The organism is Methylobacterium sp. D53M (genome assembly GCF_053345625.1).
This window is the reverse complement of the sequence record NZ_JBKFAL010000004.1, coordinates 293,441-313,459: the sequence shown is the minus strand read 5'-3', so window position 1 is coordinate 313,459 and position 20,019 is coordinate 293,441. Positions and strand designations below refer to the sequence as shown.

General features: G+C 69.0%; 15 protein-coding genes, 1 tRNA gene and 3 pseudogenes. 11 read left to right on the top strand and 8 right to left on the bottom strand.

All coding sequences use genetic code 11. From position 1 onward, the window contains the following. The first annotated feature begins 90 nt into the window (after nucleotides 1-90). The 5 genes and pseudogenes from ACLBYG_RS10620 to ACLBYG_RS10600 all read left to right on the top strand — a co-directional run bounded on the left by ACLBYG_RS10620 (nucleotide 91) and on the right by ACLBYG_RS10600 (nucleotide 4,395). Nucleotides 91-1,956, top strand: a complete 1,866-nt coding sequence (locus ACLBYG_RS10620) for a glycoside hydrolase family 15 protein (protein ID WP_447681435.1) — start codon at nucleotides 91-93, stop codon at nucleotides 1,954-1,956. Nucleotides 1,957-2,086: 130 nt separating this feature from the next. Then, nucleotides 2,087-2,902: an FAD-binding protein gene (locus ACLBYG_RS10615; RefSeq protein WP_447681434.1), complete on the top strand. Its 816-nt coding sequence runs from the start codon at nucleotides 2,087-2,089 to the stop codon at nucleotides 2,900-2,902. Nucleotides 2,903-2,965: 63 nt separating this feature from the next. Next, the gene (locus ACLBYG_RS10610) at nucleotides 2,966-3,103 is read left to right on the top strand and encodes a hypothetical protein (RefSeq protein ID WP_447681433.1); all 138 of its coding nucleotides are present in this window, start codon (nucleotides 2,966-2,968) and stop codon (nucleotides 3,101-3,103) included. Beyond that, nucleotides 3,100-3,874: pseudogene (locus tag ACLBYG_RS10605) on the top strand (electron transfer flavoprotein subunit beta). The gene ACLBYG_RS10610 and the pseudogene ACLBYG_RS10605 overlap by 4 nt, the downstream one beginning before the upstream one ends. An 8-nt stretch (nucleotides 3,875-3,882) precedes the next feature. Beyond that, nucleotides 3,883-4,395 carry a prolyl-tRNA synthetase associated domain-containing protein gene (locus ACLBYG_RS10600; RefSeq protein WP_447681432.1) on the top strand — a complete coding sequence of 171 codons (513 nt, stop codon included), beginning with the start codon at nucleotides 3,883-3,885 and terminating at the stop codon, nucleotides 4,393-4,395. A gap of 35 nt (nucleotides 4,396-4,430) precedes the next feature. Here ACLBYG_RS10600 and ACLBYG_RS10595 read toward each other — a convergent pair whose 3' ends face one another. From ACLBYG_RS10595 to ACLBYG_RS10585, 3 genes and pseudogenes are all read right to left on the bottom strand, one after another. Then, complete coding sequence (locus ACLBYG_RS10595; protein WP_447681431.1) at nucleotides 4,431-5,783, bottom strand: L-serine ammonia-lyase; 1,353 nt, start codon at nucleotides 5,781-5,783, stop codon at nucleotides 4,431-4,433. Next, entirely contained in the window at nucleotides 5,780-6,367 is a 588-nt protein-coding gene (locus ACLBYG_RS10590) for a sarcosine oxidase subunit gamma (RefSeq protein WP_447681430.1), read from the bottom strand. Before ACLBYG_RS10590 ends, ACLBYG_RS10595 begins: the two co-directional genes overlap by 4 nt. Continuing rightward, nucleotides 6,360-6,820: pseudogene (locus ACLBYG_RS10585) on the bottom strand (glycine cleavage T C-terminal barrel domain-containing protein); the annotation flags it as partial. The pseudogene ACLBYG_RS10585 and the gene ACLBYG_RS10590, both read right to left, overlap by 8 nt. A 591-nt stretch (nucleotides 6,821-7,411) precedes the next feature. On the opposite strand from ACLBYG_RS10585, the gene ACLBYG_RS10580 reads away from it, so the two are divergent. Continuing rightward, complete coding sequence (locus tag ACLBYG_RS10580) at nucleotides 7,412-7,924, top strand: CYTH domain-containing protein (protein ID WP_091677196.1); 513 nt, start codon at nucleotides 7,412-7,414, stop codon at nucleotides 7,922-7,924. Between the two features lie 14 nt (nucleotides 7,925-7,938). Here the strand turns inward: ACLBYG_RS10580 and ACLBYG_RS10575 are convergent, their stop codons facing one another. Next, nucleotides 7,939-8,682, bottom strand: a complete 744-nt coding sequence (locus ACLBYG_RS10575) for a dienelactone hydrolase family protein (RefSeq protein WP_447681429.1) — start codon at nucleotides 8,680-8,682, stop codon at nucleotides 7,939-7,941. Nucleotides 8,683-9,045: 363 nt separating this feature from the next. Here ACLBYG_RS10575 and ACLBYG_RS10570 point away from each other — a divergent pair. Next, nucleotides 9,046-10,554 (top strand): annotated as a pseudogene (locus ACLBYG_RS10570) (excinuclease ABC subunit A); the annotation flags it as partial. A gap of 315 nt (nucleotides 10,555-10,869) precedes the next feature. Continuing rightward, nucleotides 10,870-11,163, top strand: coding sequence for a hypothetical protein (locus tag ACLBYG_RS10565; protein WP_020092140.1), 294 nt, complete (start codon nucleotides 10,870-10,872; stop codon nucleotides 11,161-11,163). A 172-nt stretch (nucleotides 11,164-11,335) separates the two neighbouring features. Here the strand turns inward: ACLBYG_RS10565 and ACLBYG_RS10560 are convergent, their stop codons facing one another. Together ACLBYG_RS10560 and ACLBYG_RS10555 are read right to left on the bottom strand one after the other, a co-directional pair. Next, nucleotides 11,336-11,608: a hypothetical protein gene (locus ACLBYG_RS10560; protein ID WP_020092139.1), complete on the bottom strand. Its 273-nt coding sequence runs from the start codon at nucleotides 11,606-11,608 to the stop codon at nucleotides 11,336-11,338. 464 nt (nucleotides 11,609-12,072) lie between these two features. Further along, a complete protein-coding gene (locus tag ACLBYG_RS10555) occupies nucleotides 12,073-12,396 on the bottom strand; it encodes a hypothetical protein (RefSeq protein WP_447681428.1) in 324 nt (107 codons plus the stop codon). Nucleotides 12,397-12,583: 187 nt separating this feature from the next. Here ACLBYG_RS10555 and ACLBYG_RS10550 point away from each other — a divergent pair, with 187 nt between their 5' ends. The 3 genes from ACLBYG_RS10550 to ACLBYG_RS10540 all read left to right on the top strand — a co-directional run bounded on the left by ACLBYG_RS10550 (nucleotide 12,584) and on the right by ACLBYG_RS10540 (nucleotide 17,702). Further along, nucleotides 12,584-12,880, top strand: a complete 297-nt coding sequence (locus ACLBYG_RS10550; RefSeq protein ID WP_447681427.1) for a hypothetical protein — start codon at nucleotides 12,584-12,586, stop codon at nucleotides 12,878-12,880. A 602-nt stretch (nucleotides 12,881-13,482) separates the two neighbouring features. Beyond that, nucleotides 13,483-14,529, top strand: a complete 1,047-nt coding sequence (locus ACLBYG_RS10545; RefSeq protein WP_447681426.1) for a glycosyltransferase family 2 protein — start codon at nucleotides 13,483-13,485, stop codon at nucleotides 14,527-14,529. Between the two features lie 698 nt (nucleotides 14,530-15,227). Then, complete coding sequence (locus ACLBYG_RS10540; RefSeq protein WP_447681425.1) at nucleotides 15,228-17,702, top strand: Hint domain-containing protein; 2,475 nt, start codon at nucleotides 15,228-15,230, stop codon at nucleotides 17,700-17,702. 378 nt (nucleotides 17,703-18,080) lie between these two features. Here the strand turns inward: ACLBYG_RS10540 and ACLBYG_RS10535 are convergent. Further along, a tRNA-Lys gene (locus ACLBYG_RS10535) sits at nucleotides 18,081-18,156 on the bottom strand. 100 nt (nucleotides 18,157-18,256) lie between these two features. After that, nucleotides 18,257-19,822: a 2-isopropylmalate synthase gene (locus tag ACLBYG_RS10530; protein WP_091676703.1), complete on the bottom strand. Its 1,566-nt coding sequence runs from the start codon at nucleotides 19,820-19,822 to the stop codon at nucleotides 18,257-18,259. Nucleotides 19,823-20,019: the final 197 nt, after the last annotated feature.

Here is a 20,019-nt window from a genome sequence, read left to right as displayed (position 1 = left end):
TCGTCGAGCGGGACTCCCCGCCCGGCGACGCCCGGCTACCTCAGAACTCTGTCCTGCCCGGCGGACCGGGTGCCGCCATCCGGAAGCCCCGTGTCGAAGCCCATCAGCGATTACGCCCTCATCGGTGACACCCATTCCTGCGCGCTGATCGCCCGCGACGGCTCCATCGACTGGCTGTGCTGGCCGCGCCACGATTCGCCGGCGCTGTTCGTGAAGCTCCTCGACGACGACAAGGGCGGGGCGTGCAGCCTCGCCCTCGACGGCCCGACCGGGAGCGCGCGCCGCTACCTGCCCGACACCAACATCCTGGAGACGACCTTCACCACGGAGACCGGCCGGGCGCGCCTCGTCGATCTGATGCCCGTCAACCCGCCGAGCCCGGAGCCCGACGAGGGGCCGGACGGCGAGAGCGAGAGCCGCCTGATCCGGCTGCTGACCTGCGAGCAGGGCCGGGTCTCGGGCGTGTTCCGGATCCGTCCGACCTTCGACTACGCCCGCCGCCCGTGCACGCCGCTGGTCGAGGGCGGGTCGGTCCTGTTCGAGGCCGGGGACTGGCGCGTGCGGGTCAACGCGCACGCAGGCCCGACCCTCGCGGGGGACGCGGCCGAGGTCCGGTTCGACCTCGCGGAGGGCGAGACCGCCTACCTGGTCCTGACCCACGGCGAGGATCAGGACGAGGCCTGCATCGAGGATTTCGCCGGCGCCCAGAGGCGGCTGGAGTCGACCGCCGATTACTGGCGCCGCTGGTGCGCCCGGAGCACCTATCGCGGCGCCTACCGGGACGCGGTGATGCGGTCCGCCCTGTGCCTGAAGCTGCTGACCTACTCGCCCTCGGGCGGGATCGTCGCGGCGGCCACGGCCGGCCTGCCCGAGGCGGTCCCGGGCAACCGCAACTACGATTACCGCTTCACCTGGATGCGGGACGCCGCTTTCACGGTCACCGCCTTCGTGATGCTGGGCTACGTCCGCGAGGCGTCCGAGTTCCTGCGCTTCCTGCGCGAGCGCGACGGCACCTTCGGGCGGGAGACGCGGCTCATGTACGGCATCGCCGGCGACATGCCGCCGGAGGAGGCATTGAGCCACCTCGCCGGCTGGAACGGGGTGGGGCCGGTGGTGATCGGCAACATCGCCGAGTGCCAGGACCAGCACGACATCTACGGCGAGCTGATCCGGGCGCTGTGCGTCTTCCTCGAGGCGGTCGATTACGACCCGCCCGAGAAGGTCAACGACCGGCTGCCGGAGGTGCTGGACAACCTCACCGCCCGGGCCATCCGCCACCGCCACGACGCGGATAACGGCATCTGGGAGCTGCGCACCGGGCCGCGCCAGCAGGTCCACACCAAGGCGATGATCTGGGTCGCCCTGCAGGACGCGGCCCGGATCGCCCGCAACATCGCGGGCGTGCCGGAGGCGAAGATCGCCGAGTGGGAGCGGATCGCCGCCGAGATCCGGTCGGAATACCTGGAGAAGGGCTGGAACGCCGAGAAGCGGGCCTATGTCGGCGCCTACGATTCGCACCACCTCGACGCCGCGGTCCTGCGCGTCGCCCTGTTCGGGGCCCTCGACCCGCGGGAGCCGCGCATGCGCGAGACCCTGGCGGCGGTCGAGCGCGAACTGGGCGTCGGCGACCTGATCTACCGCTACCGCATGGAGGACGGGCTGGAGGGCGACGAGGGCACGTTCACGGCCTGCGCGTTCTGGCGGGTCGGCTGCCTCGCCCTCGACGGGCGGACCGGAGAGGCCAGGGCCGCCTTCGAGCGCCTGATCGCCCGGTGCAACGATGTCGGGCTGCTCGCCGAGGAGATCGACCCGGCCACCGGGGCGCAACGCGGGAACACGCCGCAGGGCTTCTCCCACATGGCCTTGATCAACGCCGCGCTGCGGCTGGAGGACAGCATCGCGCGCTTCGGCGTGGACGACGGGGCGGAGACCGTCACGCGGTCGGCCGCTGAGTAGCGGCGCCCCGGCCCCCGGCACGGGCCGGTCCGCGCGACGTCGCCGTTGACCAAGCGAGTATCGCTGGCGTGGCAGCGGGCGGCCGGGCCGGCGGCGATAGTTTCGGGGCCTGAATGGCTCCGGAGGTCCCATGCTCGACGTGACGCCGACCCCTCTGCAGCGTCTCCTGCGCCAGCGCCGTCGCGGCTACAGCCTGCCGGCCGAGTTCTACCTGAGCCCCGAAGTCTTCAAGGCCGACACGGCGGTCATCTTCGGCCGCCACTGGATCTACGTCGGCGTCGAGCCCGACGTGCCGGAGGCTGGCGACGTCATGGTCGTCGACATCGGCAAGACCTCGGTGGCGATCGTCCGGGACGACGACGGCGCCGTGCGGGCCTTCCACGATAGCGCCTACGATCCCGCCGGCCGGGCCGCCCGGATCGCCGCGGCCCTGACGGCGCTCGATCCGCGGCACGTCCTGTTCCCGGAAACCCTTGACGGCGGCGACGTCGCCCGCCGGGTCGCGGTCCGGCTCGGCGCGCCGCTGTTCACTCAGGCCGAGGTTGTCTCCGCCTCCGGGCTGATCCGCCCGGCGCGCGGCCGCAGCGTTGAGCAGCGGGCCGCGCTGGGCCTGCTCGCCACCGTCGCCCCGGACGCGGTGGCCGAGTATGCCGGGCCGCCCTGGGAGGCTCGGCCGCTGGCGGTCGCGGTGGCGAAGCCCGCGCCCGCCGGGACGGCGGTCCTCTCGGTGCGGCACGTCCCGGCCGATCCGGCCAGGGTGCCGCTCGCGCTCGCCGCGTTCGTCACCGCCGCGGGGAACGGGGTGACCGACCTCGACGCGTTCCGGCAGCTCGTCGCGGCGCTCCGTGCAACCCCGGGCGCGAGCCGGGTCCTGTGCGATTTCGGGCAGATGCCGCGCCGAACCCGGGTCGGCGCCTCCGGCATCGTCCTGGCGGCGACCTGCTAGCTCGCCCTCGGTATCTCGGGCGCGCCGCAGCACCTGCAGGGTGTCGCGGGCTGCGAGCACGTCGTGGCGGTCAACACCGACCTGCACGCGGCGATGATCGAGCGGGCGGGCCTCGCCATCGTGCAGGACGCGCAGGCGGTCATGCCCGCCCTGCTGCGGCTCCTGGCCGAGGAAGCCGCGTGCCCGGTGGGCAGCCCGTGACCAGCGTCGTGCTCCTCTCCGCGGGACGGCATCCGGTCTCGGGCGCGACGGCCCTGTCGCGGCTGGAGGCCCAGGCGATCCGCCTCGCGACGGGCCTCGGCGAGGCCGTGGGCCTCCACGCCGGGCCGGCCGCGGCCGCCGTCGCGCTGGGCCACGGCCTGTCCCGGATCGTCCACGTCCGCGTGCCGGCAGGGGCAGATCCGGTGCCGGCCCTCTCCACGCGCCTCGCGGGGATGGCGCCCGGCCTGATCCTCGCGGGCCGTCGCGGCCAGGGGGGCGACGAGACCGGGATGGTTCCCTACGCGGTCGCGGAGGCCCTCGACGGCCTCCTGATCCCCGATATCGTCGCCCTCGCGGCCGGCGACGCGGGCGCATTGTCCCTCGACCAGACCCTCGGCCGCGGTGCCCGCCGCCGCGTGCGCCTGCGCGGTCCGGTCCTGGCCACGATCCATCCCGACGCGCCCGCGCCGCTCTCCTTCGCCTACGGGCAGGCGCCGCACGGCGTGATCGAGACCGTTGCGGGCGACCCGGCCGCGGCGGCGGCCCCCGTCCCGGTCTTCGAGGAGCGCCCCTATCGCCGCCGGCCGAAAATCGTGAAAGGTGCGCCGTCCGGCGGCTCGGCGGCGGAGCGGCTGAGGGCTGCGACCGGAGAGGCGGCGGCCGTCGGCGGGCGCCTGCTCGTGCGGCCCGAGCCCGACGCGGCCGCGCGAGATCCTGGCTCACCTGCGCCGGATCGGCGTCCTCGCGCCGCCGGCCTCCGAACCCCGATGAGGAACCCGATGCCTTTGACCTCCGACGATCTCCTGGCCCGGCTGCGCGCGCTCGGGGTCGCCTACAAGCTCTACGAGCACGCGCCGGTCCTGACCGTCGAGGCGATGATGGCGGCCTGCGGCGACATCGTCGGCGCGCACACCAAGAACCTGTTCCTGCGCGACGGCAAGAAGACGTACTTCCTCGTCACGCTCCGTCACGACGCCCAGGTGGACCTGAAGGCGTTCCGGGCCGTCCTCGGCGCGCGGGGCGGCCTGTCCTTCGCGAGTGCCGAGGCGCTCGGCGAGCAGCTCGGCGTCGCGAGCGGCGCGGTGTCGCCGCTCGCTGCCCTCAACGCCGCGCCGGGCAGCGTGCGGATCTTCGTCCAGGACAGCCTGCTCGCGGAGGCGCGGATCAACGTCCATCCCCTGGTGAGCACGCGCACCCTCAACATCACGCCGGCCGACCTGCTGGCCGCGCTCCGCGCGGAGGGTCACGCGCCGGAGCCGTTCGCGCTGCCGGGGGCGTCGCAGGCGGCCTGACACGATCCCCTGCGAGGCCGCGCGGGACGTCGCGCTCAGCAGGCGGCCACGTTGACCGCGAGGCCGCCGAGGGAGGTTTCCTTGTACTTGGCCTGCATGTCGTGGCCGGTCTGGCGCATCGTCTCGATGACCTGATCGAGGCTGACGAAATGCACCCCGTCGCCGTGGAGGGCGAGGGATGCGGCCGCCACCGCCTTGTTGGCACCGAAGGCGTTGCGCTCGATGCAGGGGATCTGGACGAGCCCCCCGATCGGGTCGCAGGTCATGCCCAGATGGTGCTCCATGGCGATCTCGGCGGCGTTGGCGACCTGCCGCGCGTCGCCCCCGAGGACGGACGCAAGCCCGGCGGCCGCCATGGCGGCCGCGGAGCCGACTTCCCCCTGGCAGCCGACCTCGGCGCCCGAGATCGAGGCCCGGCGCTTGATCAGGCCGCCGATCGCCGCGGCGGCGAGGAGGTAATCGCGGCCGCGCGCCTCGCTCCAGCCGGGATAGAAGTCGACGATGTAGCGCAGCACCGCCGGCACGATCCCGGCCGCGCCGTTGGTCGGCGCCGTGACGATCCGGCCGCCGGACGCGTTCTCCTCGTTCACCGCCAGGGCGAACAGGCTGATCCAGTCCATGATCTCGTGGGCCGGCCGGCTGTTCGTGAGGCGGTTCGCCTCGAGGGTCTCGTACAGGCGCTTCGCGCGCCGCCGGACCCTGAGGCCGCCGGGGAGCTCGCCGTCCATGCGCAGGCCGCGACTGATGCAGGCCAGCATGGCGTCGCGGACGGCGTCGAGCCCGGCCTCGATCTCGGCCTCGCCGCGCAGGGCGCGCTCGTTGGCCATCTGGACCTGCGGGATGGTGAGGCCGGTCTCGGCGCAGATTCGCAGCAGGTCCGCACCGCTCTCGAACGGGTGGGGCACCGCGACGGCGCCGGGGCCGCCGGTCTCCGCTGCCCCCTCCTCCTCGACGAAGCCGCCGCCGACCGAGTAGCAGACCACCTCGTCCAGCACGGCACCGTCGGCGTCGTGGGCGCGGAAGCGCATGCCGTTCGTGTGGCGGGGCAGCACCTCGGTGAAGTTGAAGACAAGGTCCTTCGTCGTGTCGAAGGCGACGCCCGGCAGGCTGATGGCGCCGGTCTGGGCCAGGGTTCGCGTGTAGCCCGCCACGGCGTCCGGATCGACGGTCGCGGGCTTGTGGCCGAGCAGACCGAGGAAGATCGCCACGTCGGTGCCGTGGCCGCGCCCGGTCCAGGCGAGGGAGCCGAAGATCTCCGCGGACACCCGCGCGACGCCGGACCGGCCGGCGACGCGGTCGCGGAAGCGGCGCGCGGCCACCATGGGCCCGATCGTGTGGGAACTCGACGGGCCGATCCCGATCTTGAACAGATCGAAGGCGCTGATCATCGCGCGGCGGCTCTCTCCAGCGGGCCGGCCCCGAAGGCGGCTTCCTGCAGCAAGCCATACACGTAGGTCGCGAAGGACCGCCAGCACGCAACCCGGTATATCGGGACCGGGCCGGGGCGACGGATCAGCACGACCTCGGCCTTGGCGAGGACCGTGCGGGTGGCGCTGCCCGCCGGGAAGGCAGCGTCGCCGAGGTCGAGGGGGCAGCCGGCGTTGAGGGCGATCGCGGCCGCGTCCCCGCGGACGTCGATCCCGACATTGCGGTGCGACACGTCCACGAGGGCGTGCGTCCGGCCGGCGAGGTCGGTGCTCACGGCGGCGGCCAGGATGTCGGCATCGGTCTCGGGCGCGTCGATCAGCCACTCGTCGGCGCCGAGGCGGGCGATCCACCGAGTCTCGTCGCCCGACAGGGTGTTGATCGGGCGGTCGAGGGGGAAACCGGCCGCCGACGTGCGGGGACCGCGCAGGCGCAGGGAGAAGCGCGCCTCGGCTCTGGCCGGCCGGATCAGGAGTCCGGCGCCGGCCGGCGCCTCGGTGCGGCCGAGCGGGAGCGCCCGGGCGGTGCGGTAGCGTGCCTCAAGCATGGATGCGCTCCCCTTCGGATCGAAGAACACCGGCTCGGCCACGGTCGCGGTGGTGAAGCCGTCCGGGATCGTGACGTGGAGTGTCCGGTCGAGCAGGTCGCGTCCGCCCACCACGAGGGCCAGCGCGATGGAGCGGTCGCAATTCGCGCTCCAGTAGCTCGACGTCACGTGGCCGAGCATCCGCATCGGGATCGGTTGGGTCGGGTCGGCGACGACCTGCGCGCCCTCGTCGAGGACGCATCGCGGGTCGTCGGAGGCGAGCCCGATCAGCTGCTCGCGGCCGGAGGCGACCCCGTCGGGCCGGGCGAGTGAGCGCTTGCCGACGAAATCCGTCTTCGCCTTGGCGATCATGCCGGCCAGCCCGACAGCGTCCGGGGTGACGGTCCCGTCCGTCTCCTGGCCGACGATGATGTAGCCCTTCTCGGCCCGGAGCACGTGCATCATCTCGGTCCCGGGTCGCGAGGCCCTCGCGCAGCTCCAGCCGAAGATCTTGCTCACGCCCGCAAAGGTAATACGACCTATGTGGTTACGATCTCTGCGATTTATTGCATTTTACAGCCGTCGATTATTGCCCTGAGCTGAGCAAGCTTTTTATCAATGAAAATGAAAAGCTACCGGCGGCCCCCTCACGGGCTTGCCTTCCTGCGACGCTTTCTGGCGGGAAGACGACGCGTCCGGAATTTTACCGTCATGAGTTCTTAATGCACTGCAGCATTGGTACCGATTTAGACAGCGACGAGAAAATATTGTGCAAGAACGGCCGCGTTCCTTTGCAGGCGCATCGTTCGCAGCGCCGCCGCTTGTCGTTTACGCTCCCGCGATCATCGACTCGGTCACGCGGACGGCGCGGTTCGCGCCCGGGCACGACGTCGCCGGATCGACGGCGATCCGAGAGGCTGACGATCGTTCTGCCGCAACGGTGAGCGGCACATCTGCGTCGAGGCCGAGTCCCGTTCCCGTGCGTCCGCACCGGATGCCCCAGTCCGCCTGACTCGGCGGCCCCGATGGGCTACGAGGCGTCCGGCCGAAGCAATGGACGCGTGGATGCGATTAGAGATCGAGCGGAAGTTCCTCGTGGCAGGCGCGGGCTGGCGCGACGCGGCCACATCCATTCGGCACCTGAAGGACGGCCTGGTCGGTCATTTCGCGCGCGGGAAGGTCCGGGTGCGGCTCGACGGCGAGCGTGCCTGGCTGACGGTCAAGGGCGCGCGCGAAGGCATCGCTCGCGCGGAGTTCGAGTACGAGATCCCGCATGCCGACGGCGCCGCCATGGTCGATCAGGTGTGCACCGGCAACGTGATCGAGAAGATCCGCTACTGCGTGCCGCACGACGGGCTGACCTGGGAGGTCGACGTCTTCCAGGGTTCGCTGGCCGGGATGGTCCTGGCCGAGGTCGAACTCGCGCGGGCCGATCAGTCCTTCAGCAAGCCCGCTTGGCTCGGCGAGGAGGTGACCGGCGACCTGCGGTTCCGCCAGTCCACCCTGCTCCATCTCTGCTGCGAGGCCGGCCGGCCGATCACGATGGACGACGTGCTGCGGCTGCCGGTGGCCGCTTAGCGACGCGGCAGCGCTCAGCCCGTGCTGCGCAGGGCGCGGTCGAACAGGGCGCCCATCGCCGCCCAGCCGCGCTCCGCGGCCGCGCGATCGTGGACGGGGAAGTCCGGCATCATCCAGCCGTGCGCGGCGGGATAGGTCTCCGCCGCATACCGAACACCGGCTCGCGACAGCGCCGTCTCCAGCCTCTCGGCCATCGCGGACGGGTAGCTTCCGTCGTTCTCGGCGGCCGCGATATACATCTCGGCCCTCAGCGCGGGTGCCAGATGATGCGGGCTCGCGGGTTCCTCGGTCGCGAGATTGCCGCCGTGGAAGCTGGCGACGGCGGCGAACCGGTCCGGATACGTGCCGGCCGCCGTGATGGCCATGCGGCCGCCCATGCAGAAGCCTACCACCCCGACCGCGCGCCCCGCGACGTCGTCGCGCGTGTCGAGATAGGCGAGGAGCGCCGCTGTATCGGTCGCGGCCTTGAGATTGTCCGTCGTCGCCATCAGCGGGCCGAGGATCGCTCGGAAATCGCCTTTGAACACGTCAGCGGGGACGAAGGGGCCATAGGGCCCGTAGCGGTAGAAGAGGTCCGGTAACAGAATGAGATAGCCGCCGGTCGCGAGCCGCCGCGCCATGTCGACGAGGGCCGGTCGGATACCGCCGGCATCCATGTACAGGATCACGGCCGGCCAGGGCCCCGCGCCGTCCGGCGCGACGACGTGCGTCCCGCATACGCCGTCCTCGGTCCGGATCGCGACGTGCTCGTTGACCATGCTCGGTTCCTCGACGGGGCGCCCGCACGTTCTGCGCCCGCCTTCGGAAAATCGCCAGGCCGTCGACCGCACCCCACGTCTCGGGCCGCCGGTCGCCGTGAGCGAGGAGAAGGCCCGTGACCTGATCCGGTCCGGTGGTGCTGCGGCGACGGTCCTGGCCTGCGACCGAGCTGTCCCGGTCGCTCCGCCGCGAAGCCAGATGTCTGACGCGTTCCCGGCGCGGTCCGGTTTCGGTTTGCGGGCCGGACGGTATACGGGTCGCCGCGGCGACCCGCGCGGTGACGGCCCCGTCGCCCGCGCCGGTCTCCGGTCTCCCGATTTCACGATTCGCGGGGGCGCCGGCCTCCTTCAAGAAGGCTGCTCATGGACCAAGCGAAACCCCGGCGCGAGACGACGGTCGCGCGGGCGGGCGCGGGGCGGACGGGCTACGTCACGGTCCGAGGCGCGCGGGAGCACAACCTGCGCGACATCGACGTGGAGATGCCGCGCGACGCGCTCGTCGTGTTCACGGGCGTCTCCGGATCCGGCAAGTCCTCGCTGGCCTTCGGCACCCTCTACGCGGAGGCGCAGCGCCGCTATTTCGAATCGGTCGCGCCCTACGCGCGGCGTATGATCGACCAGGTCGGCGTCCCCGACGTCGACGCGATCGAGGGCCTCCCGCCCGCTGTCGCGCTCCAGCAGCAGCGCGGCACCCCGAGCGCGCGCTCCTCGGTCGGCAGCGTCACGACCCTGTCGAGCCTCGTGCGCCTGATGTACTCGCGCGCCGGCACCTACCCGCCCGGCCAGCCGATGCTCTACGCCGAGGACTTCTCGCCCAACACGCCGCAGGGCGCCTGCCCGTCCTGCGGCGGCCTCGGTCGGGTCTACCAGGCCACGGAAGCCTCGATGGTGCCGGACCCGTCCCTGACGATCCGCGAGCGGGCCGTCGCGGCCTGGCCGCAGGCCTGGGGCGGCCAGAACCTGCGGGACATCCTTGTCAGCCGGGGCGTCGACGTCGACACGCCCTGGAAAGCGCTGCCCCGGACGCTCCGGGACTGGATCCTGTTCACGGACGAGCAGCCGCAGGAGCCGGTTTATGCTGGCCTCACCCCGGAGCAGACGCGGCTCGCCCGCCGCCGCGGCCTGGAGCCGAGCTACATGGGCACCTTCACCAGCGCCCGCCGCCACGTGCTCGGCACCTTCACCAACTCGCAGAGCGCGCTGATGCGCCGCCGCGCCGCGCGCTACCTCGTGAGCGAGTATTGCCCGGCCTGCTACGGCAAGCGGCTGAAGCCCGAGGCGCTCTCGGTCACGTTCGCGGGGCTGGATATCGGCGCGCTCTCGCGCATGCCGCTCTCGGCGCTCGCCGAGGCCCTGAGGCCGGCGGCCGAGGACCGGCAGCCCGAGGCCGACGCCGCACCCGCCACCCTCGACCGCGCGGTGGGCCGGAAGGACCGCGCCGAGCGTGCCGCGTCCGGGGGCTCTGCCCATGCGGGCGCGCCGGACGTGCGCGTCACGCCGAACCTGTCGATCGAGAAGCGCCTCGCCGCCCAGCGCCTGGCCTCGGACCTCATCGCGCGCATCGGGACGCTCGCGGATCTGGGCCTGGGCTACCTCTCGCTGGACCGTGTGACCACGACCCTGTCGTCGGGTGAGCTGCAGCGCGGGCAGCGCGGCGGCACGCTCTACGTCCTCGACGAGCCGACGACCGGCCTGCACCCGACCGACGTCGACCGCCTCATGGTCCAGCTCAACGGTCTGGTCGACGCGGGCAACACCGTCGTCATGGTCGAGCACGACATGCGCGTCGTTGCCCAAGCCGACCACGTGATCGACATGGGCCCCGGCGGCGGCGACCAGAGCGGCACCGTCGTGGCCGCCGGCCGGCCCGAGATCGTCGCCGCGGCCGCGGCCGGCCGCACGGCGCCCTATCTGCGCGAGGAACTCGCGACGGTCCGCACGCGGCCGCCGGGCTGAGGTCACCCACCGCGGCCGGCACAGGGCTCGGAGGACGAAGGCGTGCCGCGCGCACGCGTCACGCGCCGGGTTGCCGGCAGTGGTCCGACGGTCTGGCCGGTCGATCGTGTTCCGCGTCTTGCGCGCGGGAGGACGCGCTGCGGTGCAGTATCGATTAAAGTGAGTTTTGCGGGATCAGTACTGAGTCGCCGGAGTTTCAACCGTTACTGCTGAATTCTTCGGAGGACCGCCATGGGCCTCACCGCGTTCGCCGTGTTCGTCATTCCGTGGGTCCTGCTCGCGGTGTTCCTCACGCGGTCCCCTTCAACGCTTCGCCTGGGAACCGCTTCCGCGCCGTGGCGGTCCATCCCGACCCACAAGGAGATGGCCCGCGCCAACCGTCACGCGCTGCACCCGCATGGGCAGCGGGCGGGCGAGACGGACGGAGTCTCGGGCCGGGACCAGCGCGGTCGGACCGATCCGCCCGCGGGCGGTGCGCTGGGCACGAGCGTGGAGCCCACGGAGCCCGACGACAAGCTCAGCTAGCAGATCCGCGCCGGGCATTCCGGCCGGACGTCACCGGCCGATCCAGCGCCGTCGGCGTGCCGCGCGGCGGACTGTTGGTCAGGCCCTGACCCGTACCGCGCCGCCGCAGACCCGACGTTCAGGGTGGCCCCCGGCGGGCCACAGCACCCCGCCGAGCCCGGAGAAGCGCTGGTCACGCGCCCACGGTCGCGTGCGGCCTGCAGTAGCTGTCGCGCACCGCGGGAATGTCGTCGTAGCCGTCGACGGTGCAGAAATACGTGCACACCAACCAAGCGGCCAGGGCGAGGCAGAGAACGCCGTTGTAGACCCACAGGCCGATCACGCGCCGGCTCGGCAGGTTCGGCAATCCAACGACGGAGCCCGGTACCCAGTCGACCGCGAACACGATCGTGCAGAAGGCCCCCAGCACGCCGGCCATCATCACGGCGAGAGCGGTGGACGTCATGTCCCCTCCCGAACCCGCTCTCTGCCGGACATGCAGGGCGTTACGCCGACGCGACCGGCGCGGACACGACACCTTGGGGCGGACACGCGCAGCCGAACTCCTGTCACAGCTCCCTCCTGACCCTCCGATCCGTGCCACACCAGCTAACCGGGACGGCGCCCCCACGTCGAGATCGGATAACATGCCGCACCTTCGTAGGACGCGCCGAAGGCAAGAAAGGTTGGCGGAGTACGCTGCCGAGCGGTTCGGCCATGGCCCTCGAAGGCTCTGTGGGCGCGCTGGGGTTCGAACCTGGGACCCGCTGCGTTAAGAGGACGACGCTCCGAGCGCCGAGACCCGCATGTTCTGCTTGCCGGCGTCGCCGACAGCTTGAGCGCGCTCTTGAAATCGATGGACCCGCCGATTGTCCAACGCTGGGCACTGCTGAAATCGCTCCGCCTGTGTGCCGGAATGCGCCTCGCCGATCAGACCGCTGCCGCCGCGAACTCTCGGTCGGAATAGAACGCCTGGTCGTGTTCGATTTCCCTGGCTTCGGCCTGCGCGTCGGCGCGGGCGGCTCGCGGCAGCGGATCGTCCAATGCCGCAACGCGATCGGTCAGACCAAGCGGGACACCCTCGGCCGGGTCGTGCTGCTCGACCGATGCCTGGCGAGCGGCGAGCGAGCGGCCGGCGCTGGCCAAGCTCGGGTCGGATTCGCCTGACGAGGAGCATTCCGCCGAGGCGCGGGCCACCGTGACGTTCGGATCGAAGACCGAGCAGCCACCGGGAAGCTGCGCGAGTCGCTTCACGCTGTGAGCCGGGCGACAGTCGCCGAGCGCCTCGGAGTGATCTTGAAGGAGAACGAGCCGGACGCGGCGAAAAGGGCGCGGGCCACGCTCTCAGCCATCTTTGGGTGGCTGATCGGGAACGGCAGGGCCGAGCCCGACCCAGTAGTCGGCACGATCGAGACGGCCCAGGAGGAGAAGCGCTGCCGGGTTGCTCGCGCCCGACGAGATCAAGGTTGCGTTGAAGGGTTGTCGGGATGACGACTTCGGCCGCATCGTCCGCTCGCGAACGCGGACCGGTCAGCGCCGCGAGGCGGTGGCGGGCGTGACGCGGGCCGAACTCGATCTCGCGAGCGGCATCTGGCGACTACCGGGCCAGCGGACCAAGAACAGTCCGCCGCTCGACGGGCCGCTGTCCCGCGGCTCGACCTGCTTGCAAAGGTCCAGCCCAGTGCTGGCTGGCCGCTCCTGTTCGGTGGGGGCGCTGCCAGGTTCTCGGGATTGTTGAACGCGAAGGCCGCGACAAACAAGCGGTCTGGCGTCACGGAGTGGCGGTTGAGAGATCTGCGGCGGACGGTGTCCACTGGCATGAACGGGGGGCGTTCTGCCTCGCGGTGTCGATGCAGTGCTCGACCACATCTCAGGATCCCGAGCGCGCGTGGCCGATGTCTACAACCACACTATCTATATCGTTGAGAGGAAGGTGGCGCTCGATCAGGGGTCAAATTTTCTCTTGGCCACACAATCGTTGCGGACCACTCAGTCGGGTATTTTGAAGTTATATTTCCAATTGGACATAACAATTTTTCCGAACCGGGAAGTTGTTATCGCTCGATTTAGATCTGTTGTCACTTTAATTCAAACACTTGCTGGCAATCCGTGAATAATAATAAAATTTCACCATGCGATAATGTCGGAGCGAGTCGAAAATTGAAAACTACGGTCGAAAATTACTTTGCTTGATCTGGACTGGCCGCTACTAGAATTTCAATAAAATTACCCGTATCCGTATGGATGATATTTGCTGTACTAGCAGTCGAAGATAGACTCAGATGCGAATGATTCGCGGCTGGACCCCCGGGTTCCAGTGGTTGAACTGGGAGCCGACAGATGGGTACCAAGAAGCTCGCGATCATTGTCAACTGTTATAATTACGAGAAATATATAGTCGAAGCGATCGAAAGTGTAAGTTTACAATTATCTGAGGAATGTGAACTGGTCGTCGTGGACGATGGATCGACGGATAATTCTTGGACTTTAATTCAGGGCACTGGGGTAAAATGTCTACGTAAGCAAAATGGCGGCTCTGTAAGCGCCTGCGTACTCGGATTAGATAATACGACAGCCAATCATGTGCTGTTTTTGGATGCTGACGATAAGATTTCTTCGGGCGCTTTACAGAAAATTGTCGAGAAATTAGACGACAAATACTCCAAACTCCAATTCCCTTTGTCAATAATCGATGAAAATAGTGATGAGCAGGGTAGATTTTTCCCTGATCTGAGTAATCAGAAGATCAAAAATTCCTACATTCAGGATATCTCTGAAACAGGAATATATGTTTCCCCTCCGACCTCGGGGAATATTTTTCGAAGAGACGTGTGCGATCTTCTTCGGGAGGCATCCTATGATTCGGTGGACGGTGTAATCCTTATCGCGGCTCCATTCTTGGGTGAAATCTATACTTTTAATGAGGTGCTGGGCTACTATAGGGTTCACGACAGAAATATTTCCTCGACTGGGCGCTTGCCTTCAGTCGAGCGGCTTCAATACAATCAAGAACGTTTTTACAATCGCATGGAACATCTAAAGCATATACTTTCCGTCAGAAAAATTGATCATGACATTATTGGAAGTCGCAGAAATTATATATATCTGAGAGACCAAATATATATCAATATTGTCTCTGGGAAAAAACTCACTTTGAAACAGGTAATCGAGCTGGCGGACTATTTTCCGAATTGGTACGGTTCGGCGAGGAAATTGATGACCCTGAGCGCGGCGCTCTCCATGACCTTCTTACCTAATCGTGTAGCAAAACTGATACTTCGCTTCAGGTTGAATGGTAAAACAGTGCTCGCCCGAACCGCAAAATCTATCCTCAGTTACACCCGTGGGGCCATCAACAGGCCGAGGCGCAACGCTCTCCATGAGTGAAATTGAGCGAGGTTTCGGCCTTCGAGCGTCCTCTCAATATCGATTGTGCATAAGTCTTCGACGTCGCAACCCAGGCGTCAAGGTTGCCGCAGCGGATGCCGGACCAGCGCACACTGAGCTGTCGCGGCGGTGGCGCATTGCCTGCCCGGCAGATCCGGCCGCGCTCAAGCCTGACTCCCGGCACAGGCGCTCTTGACGCCGATGGTCAGGATTATCATCGGCAATCGCACCGCGCCGAAGGATCCGCCTGCGACCCCCGGCTGACAGGAGCCGCGCCGCCCGCGCGCAGACTAAGCTCCCAGCCCTGAGCCGACCTCAGCCCCGCCGGCATTCGTCGCGCGGGACTTCGCCGAATCCATTCTGAGATATGTCGCACTGCGGACGGACCACATCCGGATCGACCCCTGCGCTGGGGCGCATGAGTGGCGTGCGAACCAATCCCACGACTTGTTAAGAACTATTCTTCCCAGAAGAGGAGCATGAAAGGCCATCAAATCAGTTTCCGTGCCAGATCAGTCCGACCTCCTGTCACGGAGAGAGCACATGGATCAGAAAACGCTGTCTCGAGCCCGGCGATCACCGATTAGGCGACGCTGCATCCTCGACTCCGAGGGCCTACAGGCGTCACGCTGACGGCAAGCACCCGCCCGCGCAAGATTGCGGATGACGGGTCGATGCGGATGGTTAGGAACGCGGCGATGTCGGGCGGTCAGGGCGGGAGCGGCGCAGATCCGGTCAACGGCACCGGCGGTCAGCCCGGGGCGGACGAGGTGGCGAACGGCACCGGCGCGGCCGGTGGAAACGGCGGCGCTTCTGCCCAGGGGAGCGGCGGAGGTGCGGGCGGTGCCGCGGGCTCAGTCGGAGGCGCCGGCGGCAACGGGGGCGCGGCGGCTGGCGGGACCGTCACCAACACGTCGGGAACGGGTGGCGCCTACTCGACCAACACGGGCTCCAGCTTTTTCGGGGGGGCTGGCGGGGCTGGCCTCGCCGGTCCGAATCCCGGCGATGGCGGCGGCGGCGGCGGCGGCGGCAGCCACGGCCAGTACCTCTCCAACACCGGGAATGGCGTAGGCTTCACCTTTTCCCGGACCGGCGGCACCGGTGGAACGGGCGGTGCCGGCAACGGGACGGGCGGAGGTGGCGGCGGCGGCAGCGGTGGTTACGGCTTCGTTGAGCCCGGCCCCGGATCCTTCATCGCCAGCGCTCAGATCACCGGCGGGAACGGCGGTGCCGGCGGTGCCGCCGGCGGTCCCGGCGCTTTCGGCGGTGGCGGAGGTAACGGCGGCATCGGACTGTTCCTCTACGGGAGCACGGGCACGAACACCGGCCAGATCACGGGCGGAAACGGCGGCCTGGGCGGAGCCGCGAACGGCGGGACGGCGGGCGTCGCGGGCCAGGGGGGAGCCGGTCTGTCCGGCGCGAACATCGCCATCACCAACACCGGCACGATCTCGGGCGGCTTCACCGGCGGCAGCACAACCGTCCGGGCCGTCGCTATCAACGTCACGGGCGGCACCAACAGCCTGACCCCCAGCACGGGAACGCTGAACGGCGGCCTCGGGATCGCCGGCGGCGCCACGACATTGCGCGTCCTCGGCAACGCTCCCAACAATCTCGGACCCGTAGCTAACGCCGGCACGTTCGACATCTCGGGGACGACGGCCGGTGCCTCGATCACCACGCTCTCGGGCACCGGCGGGACGACGCTCGGTGCGCAGGCCCTGACCATCACCAATGGTTCGACCAGCTACAGCGGCGCGATCTCCGGTACCGGCGGCGTGGCGGTCAACGGTGGCACGCAGACGCTGACAGGGGTCAGCACCTACTCCGGCGGCACCACGATCGGTTCGAACGGCGGCGCGGTGTTGAGCACCCTTCAGCTCGGCGGTCCGACCTCGGCCGGCACGGGGACGATCACCTTCGGCACGATGTCGGGCACGGCGACAGCGCGCCTCGGGCTCAACGTGGCCGCTCAGCCGGCCAATGGTGGCACCTTCGCCAATACCATCTCCAATTTCGGTTCGGGCAACGAGATCGCGCTCGCCGGCCTGAGCAACTCCAGCGTCAGCTACAACAGTGCGAACAGCTCGATCACCATCACCGGCACCCGCTCCGGTGGCGGGCAGGTGAGCGAGAACTTCGTGCTGTCGGCCCCCCGCACGACCAGCTTCGCGGCGGTGTCGGACGGCCAGGGCGGCACGATCGTGCGCGCCGCTACGGCCCCGAACCCCACGAACCCATCTCAGCCGGCCAACCCAGCCCCCTGCTACGTGACCGGGACGCGGATCCGTGTCCTGCGCGATCGGGTCATCTCGGACGTGCCGGTGGAGCAGCTCGCGGTGGGCGATCTCGCCATCACGGTTGCCGGTACGCCGCGCCCGATCCGTTGGATCGGCACCCGCGCGTACCGGGGATCGATGGTTCCCCCGGCCGAGCGCCCCGTCCGCATCCGGGCCGACGCACTGAGCGAGGGCGTGCCCGCCCGCGACCTGCTTGTCTCTCCAGATCACTGCCTGTGGCTGGACGGGCTGCTCGCGGCCGCGGGACATCTGGTCAACGGCTCGAGCATCACGCGTGGCGAAGCGGTGGCGGATCTCACCTACTGGCACGTCGAGTTGGACACCCACGACCTGCTGCTCGCGGAGAATGCTCCGGCGGAGAGCTTCCTGGCGGCGCCCGGCGTGCGCGGGGGCTTCGATGGCGTGCAGGCCCTCGACGTCGGCACCGGGCGCATGCCCTACGCTCCGCGCGCCGAACTCGGTCCCGACTTGGCCGCGCTGCGCGGGCGCTTAGCCCTCCGCGCTGTCTCGTTCGACGGTGCTGAAGAGCCGGGCCCGGTGCGAGCGTGGCTGGACCGATGCGTCGTGACGGGCGATGGCCTGCTGCACGTCGGGGGCTGGGCGCGCGACGAGGCGCATCCCGACACCCCGCTGTGCCTGGACGTGTTGGTGGACGGTGCCGTCGTCGCGTTCGCGGTGGCGGCCGAGTTCCGGTCGGACCTTGCTGCGGCCGGCTTCGGCGACGGGCGATGCGGCTTCGACCTCGGTGTGCATGTACGCCTCGCTCCGCACGTACATCATCGTGTCGAAGTGCGTCGCTCGGCCGATGGCCTCTTGATGTGCGCCAAGCGGATGGATGCGGCAGGGTCTTGGATCGCGCTGTTGGCAGCGTAGCGTCGATCGGGACATCCGGCGCCGACCCTCAGCCCCGCCGGCACCGCCGCGCGGGGCTTTTTCGGCAGCTTGCGCGGAGAGAGGGGAATGTGGGCGAGGCGCAATCGTGCGACGGTGACGATCGTGAGCCAGTCCCCTCCATCGACGTGTATTTTCGAAGCCGACCGTCAGAACTCAATCTCGAAGCGCTGCGATGGCTTGGCCAACCGAATCGTAGCCCTCGGCCATGAAGCGAGGCTTCCGCGGTCTTGGCTCGCCCGTCGCAGTTCGGTGAACGGAGAGCGGCTCATCGCTGCAATGAAGATTGTTGATCGCTTCGCCTTCTTACCCTTCGCTCACCGGGATTGAGGTCCGGTTCGCAGGAAGTAGGCTAAGTCTTGGTGGGCGCACTAGGGTTCGAACCTAGGACCCGCTGATTAAGAGTCAGCTGCTCTACCAACTGAGCTATGCGCCCGATCGCTTCTGCGACCGCCCGGTGGCCACCAAGTCCGTCCGGGGTGGCGGGCTGATACCAACGCGGCCGGGGCCTGTCCACCCCCGGCCGCCGCTTTTTCTCATTCCGCCGCCGCATGCTGTGCATGCACGCGCACGGAATGGGCCGACAGCTTGTTCAGCGCCGACAGATACGCCTTCGCCGACGCCACGAGCGTGTCCGGATCGGCGCCGCGCGCGGTGACGCTGCGCTCGCCGTCCCGCAGCCGCACCGAGACCTCCGCCTGCGCGTCCGTCCCGCCGGTCACGGCATGGACCTGATAGAGCTCCAGCTGCGCCTGATGCGGGACCAGCGCCGAGATCGCGTTGAACACCGCGTCGACCGGCCCGTTGCCGTCCGCCTCCTCGATCCGCGTGCCGGTCTCGTCGGCGATCCGCAGCGTGGCGCGCTGCGGTCCGCGGGTGCCGGCGATGACCGACAGCGAGACCAGCCGGATGCGGTCGTGGGCCGTGGCGAGGTTCTCGTCGACCAGCGCCTCGATATCCTCGTCGTAGACGTGCTTCTTCCGGTCGGCCAAGGCCTTGAACCGGTCGAAGGCGTCCTGGAACTGGTTGTCCGACAGGTGCAGGCCGAGGTCCTCCAGCTTGGAGCGGAACGCCGCTCGGCCGGAGTGTTTGCCCATCACGAGGGAGGTCTTGGTCAGCCCCACGGAGGCCGGCGTCATGATCTCGTAGGTCTCGGCGTTCTTCAGCATGCCGTCCTGGTGAATGCCGCTCTCGTGCGCGAAGGCGTTGCGGCCGACGATCGCCTTGTTGAACTGCACAGGGAAGTTCGTGGCGTGGCTCACGAGCTTCGAGGCGCGGGTCAGCATGGTCGACTCGACGCCGGTCTCGTAGGGCAGCACGTCCGCGCGGGTGCGCAGCGCCATCACGATCTCCTCGAGTGCGGCGTTGCCGGCCCGCTCGCCGATGCCGTTGATCGTGCACTCGACCTGCCGGGCGCCACCCTCGATGCCCGCCAGGGAATTGGCGATCGCGAGGCCCAGATCGTTGTGGCAATGGACCGAGAACACGGCCCTGTCGGCATTCGGCACGCGCGCGCGGACGTTCGCGAACATGTCGCGGTACTCCGACGGCGTGGCGTAGCCGACCGTATCAGGGAGGTTGATCGTCGTGGCGCCGGCCTTGATCGCCGCCTCGACGCAGCGGCACAGGTAGTCGAGCGGCGTGCGGGTCGCGTCCATGGCCGACCACTCCACGTCCTCGACGAGGTCGCGGGCCTGGGCCACGGTCTTGAGGATGATCTCGACGACCTCGTCCTGGCTCTTGCGCATCTGGTGCGCGAGATGGATCGGCGAGGTGGACACGAAGGTGTGGATCCGCGCGCGCTTGGCGTGGCGCACGGCCTCGCCGGCCCGGGCGATGTCGGCGGGGATCGCGCGGGCGAGGCCCGCGATGGTCGCGCGCTTGGTCCTCCGGGCGATCTCCGAGACCGCCTCGAAATCGCCGTTCGACGCGATGGGGAACCCGGCCTCAATGATGTCGACGCCCATCGTGTCGAGCAACTCGGCGACCGCGAGCTTCTCGTCGAAGGTCATGGTGGCGCCGGGGCACTGCTCGCCGTCGCGGAGCGTCGTGTCGAAGATCAGGATCCGGTCGCGGGCGGAAGCGGTGCTGGTCGTAGTCATGGCATTACCCTGTCGCGGGCCGCCCGGCACGTGATGGCGCGGCGCGGCGTGGTGCCCTCGCGGGCGGATTCGCGAATGAAAGAACTCCCCTGAAGGCCCAGGCGCGCGCCCGGACGGCCCTCAGGGGCGGGTAAGCAGAAGCGGAAGAAGGAGCCCGGAGCGGCGCGCACGGGACCGCAGCGCCGTAGAGGCGGCGC

What these genes read in the sequence shown, in the direction of transcription:
- ACLBYG_RS10590 (WP_447681430.1), bottom strand. Translation starts at nt 6,367, where the DNA reads ATGCTTGAGGCACGCTACCGCACCGCCCGGGCGCTCCCGCTCGGCCGC.
- ACLBYG_RS10580 (WP_091677196.1), top strand. Translation starts at nt 7,412, where the DNA reads ATGCGATTAGAGATCGAGCGGAAGTTCCTCGTGGCAGGCGCGGGCTGG.
- ACLBYG_RS10600 (WP_447681432.1), top strand. Translation starts at nt 3,883, where the DNA reads ATGCCTTTGACCTCCGACGATCTCCTGGCCCGGCTGCGCGCGCTCGGG.
- ACLBYG_RS10545 (WP_447681426.1), top strand. Translation starts at nt 13,483, where the DNA reads ATGGGTACCAAGAAGCTCGCGATCATTGTCAACTGTTATAATTACGAG.
- ACLBYG_RS10575 (WP_447681429.1), bottom strand. Translation starts at nt 8,682, where the DNA reads ATGGTCAACGAGCACGTCGCGATCCGGACCGAGGACGGCGTATGCGGG.
- ACLBYG_RS10565 (WP_020092140.1), top strand. Translation starts at nt 10,870, where the DNA reads ATGGGCCTCACCGCGTTCGCCGTGTTCGTCATTCCGTGGGTCCTGCTC.
- ACLBYG_RS10530 (WP_091676703.1), bottom strand. Translation starts at nt 19,822, where the DNA reads ATGACTACGACCAGCACCGCTTCCGCCCGCGACCGGATCCTGATCTTC.
- ACLBYG_RS10560 (WP_020092139.1), bottom strand. Translation starts at nt 11,608, where the DNA reads ATGACGTCCACCGCTCTCGCCGTGATGATGGCCGGCGTGCTGGGGGCC.
- ACLBYG_RS10540 (WP_447681425.1), top strand. Translation starts at nt 15,228, where the DNA reads ATGTCGGGCGGTCAGGGCGGGAGCGGCGCAGATCCGGTCAACGGCACC.
- ACLBYG_RS10615 (WP_447681434.1), top strand. Translation starts at nt 2,087, where the DNA reads ATGCTCGACGTGACGCCGACCCCTCTGCAGCGTCTCCTGCGCCAGCGC.
- ACLBYG_RS10595 (WP_447681431.1), bottom strand. Translation starts at nt 5,783, where the DNA reads ATGATCAGCGCCTTCGATCTGTTCAAGATCGGGATCGGCCCGTCGAGT.